This is a genomic window from Mycobacterium sp. P7213 (assembly GCF_900604305.1).
Classification (GTDB): Bacteria; Actinomycetota; Actinomycetes; order Mycobacteriales; family Mycobacteriaceae; genus Mycobacterium.
This window is the reverse complement of record NZ_UWOA01000029.1, coordinates 1-14,844: the sequence shown is the minus strand read 5'-3', so window position 1 is coordinate 14,844 and position 14,844 is coordinate 1. Positions and strand designations below refer to the sequence as shown.

General features: G+C 66.7%; 16 protein-coding genes and 1 pseudogene. 12 read left to right on the top strand and 5 right to left on the bottom strand.

The genetic code is table 11. The annotated features are described in order from the left end of the window. Positions 1-13: 13 nt before the first annotated feature. On the top strand, positions 14-1,924 hold the full coding sequence (locus EJK91_RS12755; protein WP_125079116.1) for a putative alpha/beta hydrolase: 1,911 nt from the start codon (positions 14-16) through the stop codon (positions 1,922-1,924). 83 nt (positions 1,925-2,007) lie between these two features. Continuing rightward, on the top strand, positions 2,008-2,481 hold the full coding sequence (locus EJK91_RS12750) for an LppA family lipoprotein (RefSeq protein ID WP_125079115.1): 474 nt from the start codon (positions 2,008-2,010) through the stop codon (positions 2,479-2,481). Positions 2,482-2,485: 4 nt separating this feature from the next. Here EJK91_RS12750 and EJK91_RS12745 read toward each other — a convergent pair whose 3' ends face one another. Together EJK91_RS12745 and EJK91_RS12740 are read right to left on the bottom strand one after the other, a co-directional pair. Then, a complete protein-coding gene (locus EJK91_RS12745) occupies positions 2,486-3,610 on the bottom strand; it encodes an NDMA-dependent alcohol dehydrogenase (RefSeq protein ID WP_067968924.1) in 1,125 nt (374 codons plus the stop codon). Between the two features lie 68 nt (positions 3,611-3,678). Beyond that, a complete protein-coding gene (locus tag EJK91_RS12740) occupies positions 3,679-4,422 on the bottom strand; it encodes a glucose 1-dehydrogenase (RefSeq protein ID WP_125079114.1) in 744 nt (247 codons plus the stop codon). Between the two features lie 48 nt (positions 4,423-4,470). Between EJK91_RS12740 and EJK91_RS12735 the strand changes: the two genes are divergently transcribed. The 5 genes from EJK91_RS12735 to EJK91_RS12715 all read left to right on the top strand — a co-directional run bounded on the left by EJK91_RS12735 (position 4,471) and on the right by EJK91_RS12715 (position 8,764). After that, positions 4,471-5,322 carry an alpha/beta hydrolase gene (locus EJK91_RS12735; protein WP_046300640.1) on the top strand — a complete coding sequence of 284 codons (852 nt, stop codon included), beginning with the start codon at positions 4,471-4,473 and terminating at the stop codon, positions 5,320-5,322. Positions 5,323-5,435: 113 nt separating this feature from the next. Further along, positions 5,436-6,170 (top strand): DUF2786 domain-containing protein, encoded by a 735-nt coding sequence (locus tag EJK91_RS12730; RefSeq protein WP_046300650.1) that lies wholly within the window; start codon positions 5,436-5,438, stop codon positions 6,168-6,170. An 11-nt stretch (positions 6,171-6,181) separates the two neighbouring features. Then, the gene (locus EJK91_RS12725) at positions 6,182-6,691 is read left to right on the top strand and encodes a TIGR04338 family metallohydrolase (protein ID WP_125079131.1); all 510 of its coding nucleotides are present in this window, start codon (positions 6,182-6,184) and stop codon (positions 6,689-6,691) included. A gap of 59 nt (positions 6,692-6,750) precedes the next feature. Then, on the top strand, positions 6,751-8,373 hold the full coding sequence (locus tag EJK91_RS12720; protein ID WP_125079113.1) for a TNT domain-containing protein: 1,623 nt from the start codon (positions 6,751-6,753) through the stop codon (positions 8,371-8,373). 58 nt (positions 8,374-8,431) lie between these two features. After that, a complete protein-coding gene (locus tag EJK91_RS12715; RefSeq protein WP_125079130.1) occupies positions 8,432-8,764 on the top strand; it encodes an Imm63 family immunity protein in 333 nt (110 codons plus the stop codon). Between the two features lie 110 nt (positions 8,765-8,874). On the opposite strand, the gene EJK91_RS12710 is transcribed toward EJK91_RS12715, so the two are convergent. Continuing rightward, on the bottom strand, positions 8,875-9,024 hold the full coding sequence (locus EJK91_RS12710) for a metallothionein (protein ID WP_125079112.1): 150 nt from the start codon (positions 9,022-9,024) through the stop codon (positions 8,875-8,877). A 123-nt stretch (positions 9,025-9,147) separates the two neighbouring features. On the opposite strand from EJK91_RS12710, the gene EJK91_RS12705 reads away from it, so the two are divergent. Further along, complete coding sequence (locus EJK91_RS12705) at positions 9,148-9,807, top strand: O-methyltransferase (RefSeq protein WP_125079111.1); 660 nt, start codon at positions 9,148-9,150, stop codon at positions 9,805-9,807. Between the two features lie 129 nt (positions 9,808-9,936). Then, positions 9,937-10,380 carry an SPW repeat protein gene (locus EJK91_RS12700; RefSeq protein ID WP_125079110.1) on the top strand — a complete coding sequence of 148 codons (444 nt, stop codon included), beginning with the start codon at positions 9,937-9,939 and terminating at the stop codon, positions 10,378-10,380. 57 nt (positions 10,381-10,437) lie between these two features. Here the strand turns inward: EJK91_RS12700 and ilvD are convergent, their stop codons facing one another. Continuing rightward, positions 10,438-12,162 carry a dihydroxy-acid dehydratase gene (gene ilvD, locus EJK91_RS12695; RefSeq protein ID WP_125079109.1) on the bottom strand — a complete coding sequence of 575 codons (1,725 nt, stop codon included), beginning with the start codon at positions 12,160-12,162 and terminating at the stop codon, positions 10,438-10,440. A 73-nt stretch (positions 12,163-12,235) separates the two neighbouring features. On the opposite strand from ilvD, the gene EJK91_RS12690 reads away from it, so the two are divergent. From EJK91_RS12690 to EJK91_RS12680, 3 genes are all read left to right on the top strand, one after another. Next, entirely contained in the window at positions 12,236-12,808 is a 573-nt protein-coding gene (locus EJK91_RS12690) for a DUF305 domain-containing protein (protein ID WP_125079108.1), read from the top strand. Then, complete coding sequence (locus tag EJK91_RS12685; RefSeq protein ID WP_024442661.1) at positions 12,805-13,098, top strand: metal-sensitive transcriptional regulator; 294 nt, start codon at positions 12,805-12,807, stop codon at positions 13,096-13,098. Before EJK91_RS12690 ends, EJK91_RS12685 begins: the two co-directional genes overlap by 4 nt. Before the next feature lie 79 nt (positions 13,099-13,177). After that, positions 13,178-14,389: an MFS transporter gene (locus tag EJK91_RS12680; protein WP_024442662.1), complete on the top strand. Its 1,212-nt coding sequence runs from the start codon at positions 13,178-13,180 to the stop codon at positions 14,387-14,389. A gap of 262 nt (positions 14,390-14,651) precedes the next feature. Here EJK91_RS12680 and EJK91_RS12675 read toward each other — a convergent pair. After that, positions 14,652-14,844 (bottom strand): annotated as a pseudogene (locus tag EJK91_RS12675) (MFS transporter); the annotation flags it as partial.

The window sequence follows — 14,844 nt, the reverse complement described above, 5'->3', positions numbered from 1 at the left end:
ATACGGAGGTCGCGTGAGCCGTCCGACGCTGCAGCATCTGCAGATCGCCGAGCTCATTTCCCGGGCCGGCGGTGATCCGTGGGCGGTCGACGACAGTCTTCAGGCCGGCAGCCCCACCCAGATCAACTTCCTGGCCCAGGCGTTCCACTCCGCCGCCGGATCGGCCACCTCGGCCGAGGAAACCTTTGTCGCCGCCCAGCAGCACTTCGAGCAGTACAACCGGGAGAACGGCGAGCAACCGATCAACAACAGCGCCGAGGTGCAGCGAGTCAAAGACGGCCTGCATGCCACCAACCAGCAGCTCGGCCAGATCGCTGCCGACCTGGAGACCATCGCCGCGGCCCTGGCCCAGGCCCGCGCCGCCTCGCAGGCCAACATCACCGCGCTCAACGCCAACCTGCTCGTCCTCGACGCCCGGATCGGCGTGTACCTGCAGCAGGAGAATCAGGGCTACGACCACGACGCGGACATCGCCGCGTGCCGCCAGTTGGCCGAGGACGATACCGCGACCGCGCTGCACAACGCGACGGTCATCCGCAACGGCTACTCCAAAACCCTGCAACAGGCCTTGACGAATCTGCGGGTACGAGACGGCTACGACCCCGACGCGCAGCTGCGCAAGTTCGACGCGGACGCGCCGGCGCCCCCGGGCCCCGTGCCCGACGATCCCACGCAGTTCAACGACTACTGGAACAGCCTGACCCCGGGGCAGAAGGATTGGCTCTACAGCCAAGACCACAACATCGGCAACCATCCGGGCATGCCCTGCGATCCGCCGGATCATTTGGGCTACGACCACTACAACAAGCTGCATCTGGCTGACGAACTCAGCCGGGCGCAGGGCGCCGCCGCGCAGGCCGATGCGCTGCGCAACCAGCATCCGGACTGGGCTGCCGGCAACAACATTCCGCACCCCAATGAGCCGGGCGCGATTTTCGATGACCGCGTCGCCTACGAGAACTGGCAACGGCAATACGACGCAGCCCGGGACGGTTCGAAGTACCTGGACGACCTCAAGGCCGTCGACGCCGCGGTCAGTGCCAGTCCAGACCGCAAGTTGATGCTGCTGGACACCCAGAGCGGTACGCAGGCCCGCGCGGCCATTGCGGTCGGTGATCCGGACAAGGCCACCCATGTCTCGGTCACCGCGCCCGGGCTGAACACCACGGTGCACGGAGGCATCGGGAACATGACCGAAGAAGCAACCAACCTCAGACGGGAAGCACTGCGGCAATTGCGGTTCGAGCCGGGACACGAGAGCGATACCGTCTCGACGATCGCCTGGATCGGGTACGACCCCCCACAGGTTCCCGGCTTCGACGACAAGACCGCATCGCTGGCCGGACTCTGGGGAGTCACCCACGACGACCTCGCCAGAGCCGGCGCCCACGATCTGGCTCGCTTCTACGACGGGATTCAAGCCTCGCACCTGGGGGGCCCCGCCGATCTCACCGCGATCGGGCACTCCTACGGGTCGCTGACCACCGGACTGGCATTGCAGGAGCCCGGCGATCACGGGGTGTCGCGGGCGCTGTTCTACGGATCTCCCGGAATCGAGGCGTCCACGCCCGGCGACCTGCACCTGCAGCATGGTCAGGTGTTCGCCATGGAAGCCCCCGACGACAAGATCCAATGGGTCTACGACGCCAGAGCGGTCGGCCAGGGCATTCCGATCATCGGCACCTACCTCAACAACGAGCTCGGCGACTTCGGGCCCAACCCGGCCACCAACCCCGAATTCACCCGCTTGGCTACCGGGCCCTCCACGGTGACCGACGGCCACGGTGGCACGATCACCCTGCAAGAGGCCCACGGGCACAGTGACTACCCGCGCTTCCCCGACGGCGGAGGCCTGCGGACGACCAACTACAACATCGCCGCGGTCCTGGCCGGCCTGGGCGACAAGGCGGTTCAAGGAAATTGAAGTTGCACGAAGTGTCCCCACCCCAGCCGCGACGATGCCGGTTCGCTGTCTTGGCCATCGTCGCACTAACCGCAGGATGTCACGTGTCCCAACCGCATGAACCCACGCCGTCCAGCGTCGCTGCCGAGGCCTTGGCTGTTCTCAAGTCGTTGCCGTCGTTTGAGGACACTCAAACTCAGGTAGCCGCCACGATGAATGAAATAACCTCCGCCGCAAAACAACTCATCCCATCCATCGTCTGGGAGACCCTGGACGAGGGAGATGGCGGAAATTGCGAGCGGCCATACGAGCAAACCGGCGGTAAGCGTTACTTCCTGCCGGACGCGGTTGCCCGGGATGTCGCGGTGTCAGAGCAGGCCTGGGCCAAGCTCGAACAGGCCGCCAAGTCGGCGGCCGCCAAGCTGGACGCCACCGAGGTTCAGGTGATGCAGAACCAGCCGGGCAATCACGATGTCGGCTTCTACGGTCCCACCGGTCTTTTCATCAAAGTCGGTTACCGCGGCAACCTCGTGGTCTCCGGCTACACCGGCTGCCGGCTGCCGCAGGACAAGAAGTAACCGCCTACCAGTCCGACTCGTCGTAGGTGATGACGCCGCGGATGTTCTTGCCGTCGACCATGTCCTGGTAGCCGGTGTTGATGTCCTCGAGCTTGTAAGTCGTGGTGATCATCTCGTCGATCTTGAGCAGCCCGGACTTGTACAGGCCCACCAGCTTGGGGGTCTCGATGTGTGAGCTGCCGCCGCCGAAGATGTTGCCCTTCAACGTCTTCTGCAACATGGTGAACAGGAACAGGTTCAGCTTGACGTCAGCGTCGACCATCGAGCCCATGCCGGTGACCACGCAGGTTCCGGTCTTGGCGGTCAGGATGAGCGCCTCTTCGATGTACTCGCCCTTCATGTCGCCGACGGCGATGATCACCTTGTCGGCCATCAGGCCCCAGGTCTCCTCCATGACGGGCATGATCGCCTCGGCCATGGACGGGTAGACGTGGGTGGCGCCGAACTTGACCGCCTGGTCACGCTTGAAGGGGACCGGGTCGATCGCGATGACGCGGCGTGCCCCGGAGAGCACCGCGCCCTGCAGGGCGCTCATGCCGATACCGCCGACACCGATGATGATCACGGTCTCGCCGGGCTTGACCTCGGCGACGTTGGTGGCCGAACCGAACCCGGTGGGTACCGCGCAGCCCATGATGGCCGCGGTCTCGAACGGCACGTCCTTGTCGATCTTGACCACGGAGTCCTGGTGCACGGTCATGTAGGGCGAGAACGTGCCGAGCAGGTTCATCGCGGAGACCTCGTGCGAACCGGCGTGGATCCGGTTGGTGCCGTCGGCGATGGCCTTGCCGCCCAGCAGTACGGCCCCGCGGTCGCACAGCGAGCGGAAGCCCTTCATACACGGCGGACAATTGCCGCAGGCCGGGATGAAGGCCATCACGACGTGGTCGCCCTCTTCCAGGCCGGTGACGCCCTTGCCGACCTTGGTGATGACGCCGGCGCCCTCGTGGCCGCCCAGCGCGGGCAGGGCCATCGGGGTGGCTCCGGTGGTCAGGTGGTAGTCGGAGTGGCACATCCCCGCGGCGTGCATCCGGACCTGGACTTCGCCTTCAACGGGGTCGCCCAACTCGATCTCGTCGACCCGCCACGGCGAGTTCAGCTCCCACAACAATGCGCCCTTGGTCTTCATGACCGGCCATCATAGAACACGTTTCAGAAGCTGGCCCGACGGGTGCTCTTACCTGGGAAAATGCTGTCTTAGCTGGTCTTGTGCGGAATGCCCACGGACAGGCCTCCGTCGATGACCAGATCGGACCCGGTCATGTAGGAGGACTCGTCGGAGGCCAGGAAAACCACCGCGGTGGACACTTCCGCGGACTTGGCGCCCCGGCCCAGCGGAATCTGCAGGGAGTCGTCGGGGATCGCGATCGTCATCCGAGTGCGGATCAGGCCGGGCAGCACACTGTTGATCCGGATGTTGTGCGGTGCAAGTTCCACGGCGGCGGCCTTGGCCAGCCCACGTACGCCCCACTTGGAGGCGACGTAGCCGTACAGGCCGGCGGTGCCGCGCATCCCTTCCACCGAGGAGATGTTGATGATGGAACCGCCGCCGGCGGCCTTCATCGGGGCGACGGCGGCGTGCATGCCCAGCATGGTTCCGGTCAGGTTGACGTCGAGAACCTGCTGCCACGCGGCCGCGTCGAAGTTCTCCAGGGTGTTGTACTTGGCGATTCCCGCGTTGTTCACCAACACGTTGAGGCCGCCGAAGGCATCGACCGCGGTCGCCACGGCCGTTTGCCATTGCTCGGCCTGGGTGACGTCGAGGCGGACGAACCGGGCGGTGTCGGCCCCCAGCTCATCGGCGAGTTTGCTGCCCTCGTCCTCCAGTACGTCGGCGATCACGATCCTGGCGCCCTCGGCGGCCAGCGCCCGGGTGTGTGCCGCGCCCATGCCCCGCGCCCCGCCGCTGATCAGCGCAACTTTGCCTTCGACTCGTCCCATGGCTGGCGAGGTTACCTGGGCGGACTCTTTGCCCGTTACGCTGCCCTGATGGCATCTCCCAGTTTCGGGACCCGCACCGAGCGAACCTTTGAAGGCGTGCGCGGGGTTCCGATCGTCTACGACACCTGGACGCCCGACGCGCGGCCGCGCGCCGTGGTGGTGCTGTCGCACGGCTTCGGCGAACATGCCCGTCGCTACGACCACGTCGCACAGCGGTTCGCTGCCGCGGGGTTGGTGACCTATGCGCTGGACCACCGCGGACACGGCCGCTCGGGCGGCAAGCGGGTGCTGTGCCGCAACATCGCGGAATACACCGGTGACTTCCACACGCTGGCGGGTATCGCTGCCCGCGAGCACCCCGGGCTGCCGCGCGTGGTGCTCGGGCACAGCATGGGTGGGGCGATCGTGTTCAGCTACGGCGTCGACCGTCCCGACGACTACCAGCTGATGGTGTTGTCCGGACCCGCGGTGGCCATGACCGACACGGTGTCGCCGGGGTTGGCGTTCGTCGCGAAGGCGGTGGGCGCTGTCGCGCCGAGCCTGCCGGTGGAGAAACTCGACAGTGCGCTGGTCTCGCGCGACCCGGCGGTGGTGGTCGCCTACAACGAGGATCCCCTGGTGCACCACGGTCTGGTGCCGGCCGGGGTGGCGCGGGCGCTGATGAAGGTCGGCGAGACCATGCCGACGCGGGCGCAGGCACTGACGGTGCCGCTGCTGGTGGTGCACGGCGCTGACGACGGTCTGGTGCCTGCCGAGGGAAGCAGGCGGCTGGTGGAGTGCGTCGGTTCGAACGATGTGCGGTTGACCGTTTACCCGGGGCTTTACCACGAGGTGTTCAACGAGCCCGAGCGTGCGCAGGTGCTCGACGACGTGGTGGGCTGGATCGACGCGCACCTGTGAGTTGCTGGCGGCGCGGTGTCGCCGATGTCGGTTAGCGTGGCGGCCATGAGCACCGACGACGAGGCAGAGCGCAGCGATGCTGAGGGGCGGCGGCAGTGAGCACCGACGACAAGATGTTGGCGCGGATCGCCGCACTGTTGCGCCAGGCCGAGGGCACCGACAACGCCCACGAAGCCGACGCCTTCATGGCGGCGGCGCAACGGCTGGCCACCGCGACCTCTATCGACCTGGCGGTGGCTCGCGCGCATTCAGCCACCCGGACGGCGGCCACCGCGCCGGTGCAGCGCACCATCACCATCGGCGAGCCCGGCGCCCGGGGGCTGCGCACCTATGTGCAGCTGTTCGTGGGGATCGCCGCGGCCAACGACGTGCGCTGCGACGTGGCGACCAACTCGACCTATGTCTACGCCTACGGATTCGCCGAGGACATCGACGCCACCCATGCGCTCTATGCCAGCCTGGTCGTTCAGATGGTCCGGGCCTCGGACGCCTATATCGCCACCGGTGCGCACCGCCCTACCCCGACCATCACCGCTCGGCTGAACTTCCATCTGGCATTCGGCGCTCGGGTGGGCCAGCGACTCGCCGAGGCCCGCGACGAGACCCGACGCGCGGCCGAGAAGGACCGGAGCCGGCCCCCGGGCACCGCGATTGCGTTGCGCAACAAGGAGGTCGAGCTTCACGACTTCTACCGTGGTAACTCCAAGGCGCGGGGCACCTGGCGGGCCACCCGGGCATCCGCGGGGTATTCGTCTGCGGCACGACGCGCCGGGGACCGGGCTGGGCGCAACGCCCGGCTGGGCGAGAATGCCGAGCTGTCGGGGGCGCGGTCCGCGCTGGAGCGGTGAGCGCGGGAACATTGAGTGACGGCGCTTCCGAGCGCGACGGTCAGCGCGCCAAGGTCTACGCCGCGGAGGTCTTCGTCCGCACCTTGTTCGACCGCGCTGCCGAGAGCGGCAGGCGCAGCGTGGAGTTCTTCGGCACCGAACTGACGTTGCCGCCCGAGGCCCGCTTCGGTTCGGTGGCCGCCGTCCGGCGCTACGTCGATGACGTGATGGCGTTGTCGACGGTGCGCGCCCGGTGGCCGGATGCTTCTGCGCTGAGCGTGCGCGCGCGCCGGGGAACCGCGGCGGCGCACTACGAAAGGCTTGGTGCGGCAGGCGTTATCGCCGTACCGGATCAGCGCGGCGTGGACTGGGCGTTGCGGGAACTGGTGGTGCTGCATGAGATTGCGCACCATCTGTGTGACGCGCGACCGCCGCACGGCCCGGAATTCGTCGCGACATTCTGCGAGCTGGCCGAAATCGTGATGGGTCCGGAGCTGGGCTATGTGCTGCGGGTGGTGTTCGCCAAAGAGGGTGTGCGGTGACGTGCGCTCTGGTGCGGTGTCGGTCATGATCTGACGATGGCGAGTAGCGCGGGTGCGCCGTGAGTCGTCCGAGCCTGCAGCATCTCGGGCTCGGTGACCTTGTTGCCGCCGCGGGCGGTGATCCGTGGGCCGTTGACGACGGCGTGCAGGCCGGCAGCCCCGCCCAGATCAACTTCCTGGCGCAGGCGTTTCATTCGGCGGCCGGCTCGTCCACCGCGGCCGAGGAAGCCTTCCGCACCGCCCAGCAGCACTTCGAGCAGTACAACCGCGAGAACGGCGAGCAGCCGATCAACAACAGCGCCGAGGTGCAACGGGTCAAGGACGGCCTGCGCGCCTCCAACCAGCAGCTCGGCCAGATCGCAGCCGACTTGGAGACCATCGCCGCCGCCCTGGCCCAGGCCCGGCAGCGCTGCGATGAGCAGATCGAGGCGCTCAATGCGAATCTGCGGGGCTACGACGAGTATCTGGCTGACTACAACACCCACTACTTGGCGTATACGTTGCACGGCGACGACGTTGATGGCCTGATCGAAAAGTGTTGGGACGGTGCGATAACCGACACACGGACGGTCCTGTCAAACGTCACGCTCATCCGCGGCGGCTATGCCAAGGTGCTGCAGTCTGCGCTGACGAACCTGCGGGTCAAGGATGGCTACGACCCCGGTGTCGTGGCACGCAGCTTCGAGGCCGACCGCGACGTGCCGGCAGACGGCGTGCCCGCTGCGCCGGTGCCGTTGAACCCCGCGGATGTGGAGAGTTTCAAGGTCTTGGCTCGGGACATCCTGGCCAACGACGGAGTTCCGCCAGATCAGATCGAAGCGCGCATCAACGCAGCGGTGCTGCAGGCCCAACAGCCGCTATCGCGCTACGTTGCCCCCGAGTCGCAGCGGCGGGCGCCGTTGGGGTTCGGCGATGGCTTCGGGGAACGTTGGCGAACCACCGAAGAGGCCGTCAAGAACCTGCTCGGGCAGGGCGGACCAGGCGCCCCCGGCGTCCTGGAATCGTGGGGTGGCCTGGCCAAGGGGCTCGGTGACTCCTTCCTCAACCCGGTCGGCGCGGGTGTCGCCCAAGTCAAAGACGCCCTGAATGCGCCCAGTCCCGCATACTTTCTGGGCGAGAAGGCTTTCGATGTCAGTTCGGCCGCAGTGACCCTTCCCTTTGGCGCGGAGGGAGCAATAGTCCGTGCGGGGCTGCCCGCCGAAGTTCTGACCGAGGGCGGTGCGCCGGCGGCTGTTCTGCGGGGCTGGAATCCGACCGGCGGTCTGTCGTGGCAAGAATTTGAGGCCAGCTTCGGCAGGCCTGAAACCCGGGTCTGGCCTGAAAACGGCGGGTTCCCGGCGGGCTATATTCCGCAGCCCGCACAGTTGACTGAAGGTACGATTATCGACAGGTTCGGTACTGAATGGGGCCACTACCTCTCGCCAGACGGCACACCATTTGCGGACCGGTCTTTGGCGCCGGAATCGGTCGGTTCGGACTACAATCGATATATTGTCACCGGGAAACCATTGCCTGACGGCTGGGAAATAGTGCAAGGGCCAGTTGAGCCTTACTACGGACAGGCGCCATCGCCAAATGCGACGCAATATGTAATCACTGCGCCCGACGGCATCCGGCCATCCGTGTGGGAGCTCGTAAGACGAGGGGTTCTCGATGAGTATGGACCGCCCTTTGGACGATAAATCCAACGCGCTCCAGGTGGAGATCGATCAACTGTCGGAAGCCCTAGGTGCCCGGTCCATGCCTGTCGGGCTACGGACCAATGACGGGCTCAATATCTTCGTCGACGAGGATGGCTCCTACCACTTCACCTTCTACGAGCGGGGAAAACTTGGATTCGACCGGGTGGGAAGTCTCGATGACCTACTTTATTGGTACTGCGCAGGTATCGTCTCGCGACAAGCATCTAGGGAAGTCGGTGACCGTCGAGAGCGTTTCAGGTATGAATACGAGGTGCTAAGCGAATTCAATGTCGGCTGGGCGAAGAGAAATGTCCGTGAGACCGCGGCCCTCTTCCGCAACGGGCAACCGCAGGACATTGCGCTACTTCCAGACATCGGCGAACCCTTGTGACGATCTGCGTCTGTTCTGTCATGGCCTCAGCAGACCAGGTGGTGTAGACCAAGAAGAGGCGCCGGTGACGCACAACGGTCGAGGTTGTGCGTCACCGGCGCCGTCTGTCGTCAGCTGCTGACGGGTACCAGTTCGTCGCCGCAGGTGCAGCGGTAGCTCACGTTCGCTCCGGAGCAGTGGCACGCAGTCTCGATACGCACCCGGCATCCACAGCCGTCGTGGCCGCACGTCAGTACGGTCCCATCCTCGTAGTTCGCCATGTGTCACACCTTCCTCTGTGATCCCCCAGCGGGCGCCGGGTCCTCTGACTATATACCCCATAGGGGTATAGGGTAAAGAAAATTCGGGAGCCGGAAGCGCGATCGCGGGCTAGCCTGGGTGAAGTGACTGAAAAGCCCACGCCCCGCGATGTCGATGCCTTGCTGGACAACCTGTTCGCCGGAGAAGACCCGGCGTTGACAGCGGCGCTGGCCGCCAGCGACGATGCCGGTCTACCGCCCATCGCGGTCTCGGTACAACAGGGCAAGTTCCTGAATCTGCTGGCGACCGCGACCCGTGCCACCCGCATCCTGGAGATCGGCACGCTGGGTGGCTACAGCACCATCTGGCTGGCGCGCGCCGTCGGGCCGACTGGCTCGGTGGTGACGCTGGAGTACGAACCCACGCATGCCGAGGTGGCTCGGGGCAATCTGGACCGGGCCGGCGTCGGTGATCGTGTGCAGATTCGGGTGGGCGCCGCGCTGGACACCCTGCCCACGTTGACCGGCGAGCCGTTCGATCTGGTGTTCATCGACGCCGACAAGGAGAACAACGTCGGCTACCTGAACTGGGCCGTGCAGCTAAGCCGTCCGGGCTCGGTGATCGTGGTGGACAACGTGATCCGCGAGGGCGCGATCCTTCACCCGCGCTCGGATGACGCGACGGCGCGCGGTAGCCGGGACGTGTTGGAGCTGATGGGCAAACATCCGCGGTTGCGGGCCGCAGCGCTGCAGACAGTCGGGGCCAAGGGCTGGGACGGCTTCGCCCTGGCCATCGTCGACTAGCGGTGGCCGACCCCCGTCTTGCTGGCTAATTTTTCGTTGCTGGCGAACAGCGTCCGGGCGTAATCTTTCATCAGATGGATGGGTGCAGCTGGCACCAAACCGCCTGTTAAATAACAGAAAGGTTACGAAATGAGTACAGTCCATTCATCAATCGATCACCACCCTGATCTGTTAGCTCTGCGTGCACGGTACGAGCGCGCCGCCGAGTCGATGACTGCGCAGGGAACCTTCGGATTGACGCTGCTTGCGGCCGTCTACGGGGCGGTATCCCCGTGGGTCGTCGGATTCGACGCGACCACCAGGCTGACCATCACCAACCTGGTCGTCGGACTCTGCGTCGCCTTCCTCGCGTGCGGGATGGCGGCGGCACTGGATCGCATGCACGGGCTCGCCTGGGCCCTGCCGGTCTTCGGGGTGTGGTTCATCGCCTCGCCCTGGATCCTGATGCACGGATCGCCGAGCACCGAGATGATCTGGTCCAACGTGATCACCGGTGCGGTGTTGACGATCCTCGGCCTCAATGCCGCGTACTTCGGTATGCGGGCGCGCGGTGAGTCAGCCAGGCACGCCTGACGAACTCCCCGCGAGTGGTCCCCTCGCAGGCAGGTGGGCCCCAGGGGCCGCCGACGGTCAGCCGCAGACGGCGCCGTGGGCGGCGGAGCCCACCAGCTTGCGGTACTTGGCCAGCACGCCGGTGGTGTAACGCGGCGGTGGCGGGGTGAAACCCTGGGCGCGGGCGGCGAATTCGTCCGGATCCGCCACCACGTCCAGGGTCGCGTTGGCCACGTCGAGGCGGATCTTGTCGCCGTCACGCAGGAACGCGACCGGCCCGCCGTCCACCGCTTCGGGGGCGATGTGGCCGACGCACAGGCCGGTGGTACCGCCGGAGAACCGGCCGTCGGTCAGCAGCAGGACATCCTTGCCGAGGCCGGCGCCCTTGATGGCCCCGGTGATCGCCAGCATCTCGCGCATCCCGGGCCCGCCCTTGGGTCCCTCATAGCGGATCACCACGGCGTCGCCGGCGCTGATCGTGCCGTCTTCCAGCGCGTCCAGTGCTGCCCGCTCGCCGTCGAAAACCCGCGCAGTGCCTTCGAACACGTCGGTGTCGAAGCCCGCCGACTTGACCACCGCACCCTCCGGCGCCAGGGTGCCGCGCAGAATGGTGATGCCACCGGTCGGGTGAATCGGGTTGGTCAACGCGTGCAGCACCTTGCCGTCGACGACCGGGGGATTGAGCTCGGCGATGTTCTCCGCCATCGTCTTTCCGGTGACGGTCAGGCAGTCGCCGTGCAGCAGACCGGCTTCCAGCAGGGTCTTCAGCATGACCGGCACGCCGCCGATCTTGTCGATGTCGTACATGACGTGCGCCCCGAACGGCTTGACGTCCGCCAGGTGCGGCACCTTGGCGCCCACCCGGGAGAAGTCGGCCAGGGTCAGATCCACCTCGGCCTCGCGGGCGATCGCCAGCAGGTGCAGCACCGCGTTGGTCGATCCGCCGAACGCCATCACCACCGCGATCGCGTTCTCGAACGCCTCTTTGGTCAAGATGTCGCGGGCCGTGATGCCCCGGCGCAGCAACTCCACCACCGCCTGGCCGCTGGCGCGGGCATACCCGTCGCGGCGCCGGTCGATCGCCGGCGGCGAGGCGCTGCCCGGCAGCGACATACCCAGTGCCTCAGCCGCACTGGCCATGGTGTTGGCGGTGTACATGCCGCCGCAGGCGCCCTCGCCGGGACAGATCGAGCGCTCGATGATGTCGACGTCCTCTTGGGACATCAGTCCGCGCGAACAGGCGCCGACCGCCTCGAACGCGTCGATGATCGTCACCTCGCGCTCGGTGCCGTCGGACAATTTTGCGTAGCCCGGCATGGTCGAGCCCGCGTAGAGGAAGACCGAGGCCAGGTCGAGACGAGCCGCGGCCATCAGCATCCCGGGCAGCGACTTGTCGCAACCGGCCAGCAGCACCGAGCCGTCCAACCGCTCGGCGCACATCACGGTCTCCACGCTGTCGGCGATGACTTCGCGCGAGACCAGCGAGAAGTGCATGCCCTCATGGCCCATCGAGATGCCGTCGGAGACCGAGATGGTGCCGAATTCCAGCGGGTAACCGCTGGCTTCCAGGACGCCCTCTTTGGCGGCCTTGGCCAACCGGTCCAGCGACAGGTTGCAGGGGGTGATCTCGTTCCACGACGAGGCCACACCGATCTGGGGCTTGGCGAAGTCGTCGTCGCCCATGCCGACCGCCCGCAACATGCCGCGGGCGGCGGTCTTCTCCAGGCCGTCGGTGACGTCACGACTGCGCGGTTTGATATCGACGGACGCCCCGGCGGCGTCGGTGCTCGGCGAATTCACCAGCTCAGTATGCCGGTAGGGCTGGACCGGGCCAAACGAATAAATACCCCGCGGGGGTATGCGTTAAGGTGGGCGCATGAGATCGGTCCCCACCGTCGTCGTCGCGGCCATAGTCAGCATTGCCGCCGGCGGTTGCCAGCACGCGCCCACCCCGGCGCCCGAAGCGTCGACCAGCGCGGCAGGAATGAGCACCGGTAGTCCCGGCGACGTGAGGTTTCTGGAAGACATCGTGATCCACCACCAGCAGTCCTTGGAGCTGGCGGCCATGGTGTACAGCCAGAGCGGCGACCCGGCGCTGGTGGCGTTCGCCGACCAGAGTGCAGCCCAGCAACGCACCGAGCTGCAGGGTTGCCAGGCGCAGCTGCTGCAGTGGGAGGTCCCCGGCGGGAGCCCCGACCGCGACCACGCCGCGGACATTCCCGGCATGGTGGACACGGCCACCATCGACAAGCTGCGCACCTTGCGCGGCCCGGCATTCGACACGCTGTGGCTGCAAACGATGATCGCCCATCACCGCGGCGCGATCGCGATGGCGCAGAACCAGATTCAACACGGCAAGAGCCCGGAGGCGATCAGCATCGCGCAATCCCTCCTGCCGTTTCAGCAAGCCGAGATCAATCAGATGAACCGACTGTTGGGGGCGCCATGACCACCGAGGCTCCGGGGTACTCCCCGCGAAAAGACAACTACGCCAAACGGCTGCGTCGTATCGAAGGCCAGGTGCGCGGCATCGCCAAGATGATCGATGACGACAAGTACTGCATCGACGTCCTCACCCAGATCAGCGCGGTCAACAGCGCGCTGCGGTCGGTGGCGCTGAACCTGCTCGACGAACACCTCGCGCACTGCGTCAGCGGGGCCGTCGCAGCCGGTGGCGCTGAGGCCGACGCCAAACTCACCGAAGCCTCGGCGGCAATTGCGCGGTTGGTTCGTTCCTGACCCGCTCGCCGTTACCATGTGAGCCGGCAGTTACCGGGAGCGCCATGCGCCACACACCCCTCGACGCTGCCCCCAACACATGACTGTCGAAACCGGAAATGCCCGATTGCGGCCGTGGACACCACAGACCACGGCGCGGTTGGCGATCCTGTCCGCCGCGGCCTTCATCTACGCCACCGCCGAGATCCTGCCGGTAGGCGCGCTGCCCGCGATCTCGGCCGGTCTGAACGTCAGCGAAGCGCTGGTCGGGACGTTGCTGGCCTGGTATGCGGTGGTGGCAGCGGCGACAACGCTTCCGCTGGTGCGCTGGACCGCGTTCTGGCCGCGCCGCCGGGTGCTGCTGCTCACGCTGGTCTGCCTGACCGCTTCACAGGTGATTTCGGCGCTGGCGCCCAACTTCGCCGTGCTGGCCGGCGGCCGGGCGCTGTGCGCCGTCACGCACGGCCTGATGTGGTCGGTGCTGGCGCCCATCGCCACCCGGTTGGTGCCCCCCAGCCATTCGGGCCGCGCGACGACGGCGATCTATGTCGGCACCAGCCTCGCGCTGGTGGTCGGCATCCCGCTGACGTCGGCGATGAGTCTGCTGTGGGGGTGGCGGTTGGCGGTAGTGGTGATCACGGTGGCGGCGGCGGCCATCACCCTGGCCGCCCGCATAGCGCTGCCGCCCCTGGTGCTCACCACCGATCAGCTGGCGCTGGTCGGAAACCATCACCACCGCAACGGGCGACTGGTGGCGGTGAGCACGCTGATGCTGATCGCCGTCACCGGGCATTTCATCTCCTACACCTTCATCGCGGTGATCATCGGTGATGTGGTCGGTGTGCCGGGCGCCCGCCTGGCGTGGTTGCTGGCCGCATTCGGTGCCGCCGGGTTGATCGCGATGCCGCTGTTGGCCCGGCCGGTCGACCATCGGCCCAAGCTGGTCACCGGCGGCTGCATGGCCGCGATGTCGGCGGCGTTCGTCGTCCTGGCGGCGCTGTCCATCGGCGGGCATCACACCACCGGCACGACGGTGGCGGGCGCGGGCGCGATCGTACTGTGGGGGGCAATGGCGATGGCAGTGTCGCCGATGCTGCAGTCGGCGGCCATGCGCACCGCGCCCGACGATCCCGACGGTGCGTCGGGGCTGTACGTGACGGCGTTTCAGGTCGGCATCACCGGCGGCTCGCTGGCCGGCGGGCTGCTGTTCGAGCGGGCCGGGACCTCGGCCATGCTGGCGGCCTCGGCACTGCTGGTCGGTGTCGCCGCGGTCGGCATCGCGGCCAGTAAACGCCTGTTCGTAGTTCCCTGAAGCTTTTGCAGCGGTAACGTTCGCCACTTCGCCGGCCGTCAAAAGGCCAGTTCAAGACCATCGTCTAACACGTGTTGCGTCGTATGTCGCCCGTTTGGAGAGTTAGCTGGAGACCATCCTGTGAGACACTGGAGATCAAGATCGTGACCGGAGGTAGGTAGATGTCGGGATGGAAGCTTGCGCAACTCGGCGCGTGGCTCAGCACCGCTGGTTTGGCCGTCAGTCTCACGCTCGGTTGCGGAACAGCACTGGCCGAGGTCCCGGCCCGCTCGAACAGCAGCCCGCCGGCCAGCGAGCCGCCGGTGATGCCGACCTGAAACGCCGTCACGTACAGCCCCGACGCACCGTCGGGATCGTCGGGCGCGGTGCGCATGGCCGCCGACTGCAGCATCGGCGACACTGCCATCGCCATTGCCCCCCACAGTACGATCGCGCCCGCGCCCGCCACCGTCGTG

Coding starts and splice junctions, on each gene's coding strand:
- EJK91_RS12745 (WP_067968924.1), bottom strand. CDS start 3,610: ATGAAGACCAAGGGCGCATTGTTGTGGGAGCTGAACTCGCCGTGGCGG.
- EJK91_RS12740 (WP_125079114.1), bottom strand. CDS start 4,422: ATGGGACGAGTCGAAGGCAAAGTTGCGCTGATCAGCGGCGGGGCGCGG.
- EJK91_RS12735 (WP_046300640.1), top strand. CDS start 4,471: ATGGCATCTCCCAGTTTCGGGACCCGCACCGAGCGAACCTTTGAAGGC.
- EJK91_RS12730 (WP_046300650.1), top strand. CDS start 5,436: ATGTTGGCGCGGATCGCCGCACTGTTGCGCCAGGCCGAGGGCACCGAC.
- EJK91_RS12715 (WP_125079130.1), top strand. CDS start 8,432: ATGCCTGTCGGGCTACGGACCAATGACGGGCTCAATATCTTCGTCGAC.
- EJK91_RS12710 (WP_125079112.1), bottom strand. CDS start 9,024: ATGGCGAACTACGAGGATGGGACCGTACTGACGTGCGGCCACGACGGC.
- EJK91_RS12700 (WP_125079110.1), top strand. CDS start 9,937: ATGAGTACAGTCCATTCATCAATCGATCACCACCCTGATCTGTTAGCT.
- EJK91_RS12690 (WP_125079108.1), top strand. CDS start 12,236: ATGAGATCGGTCCCCACCGTCGTCGTCGCGGCCATAGTCAGCATTGCC.
- EJK91_RS12685 (WP_024442661.1), top strand. CDS start 12,805: ATGACCACCGAGGCTCCGGGGTACTCCCCGCGAAAAGACAACTACGCC.
- EJK91_RS12680 (WP_024442662.1), top strand. CDS start 13,178: ATGACTGTCGAAACCGGAAATGCCCGATTGCGGCCGTGGACACCACAG.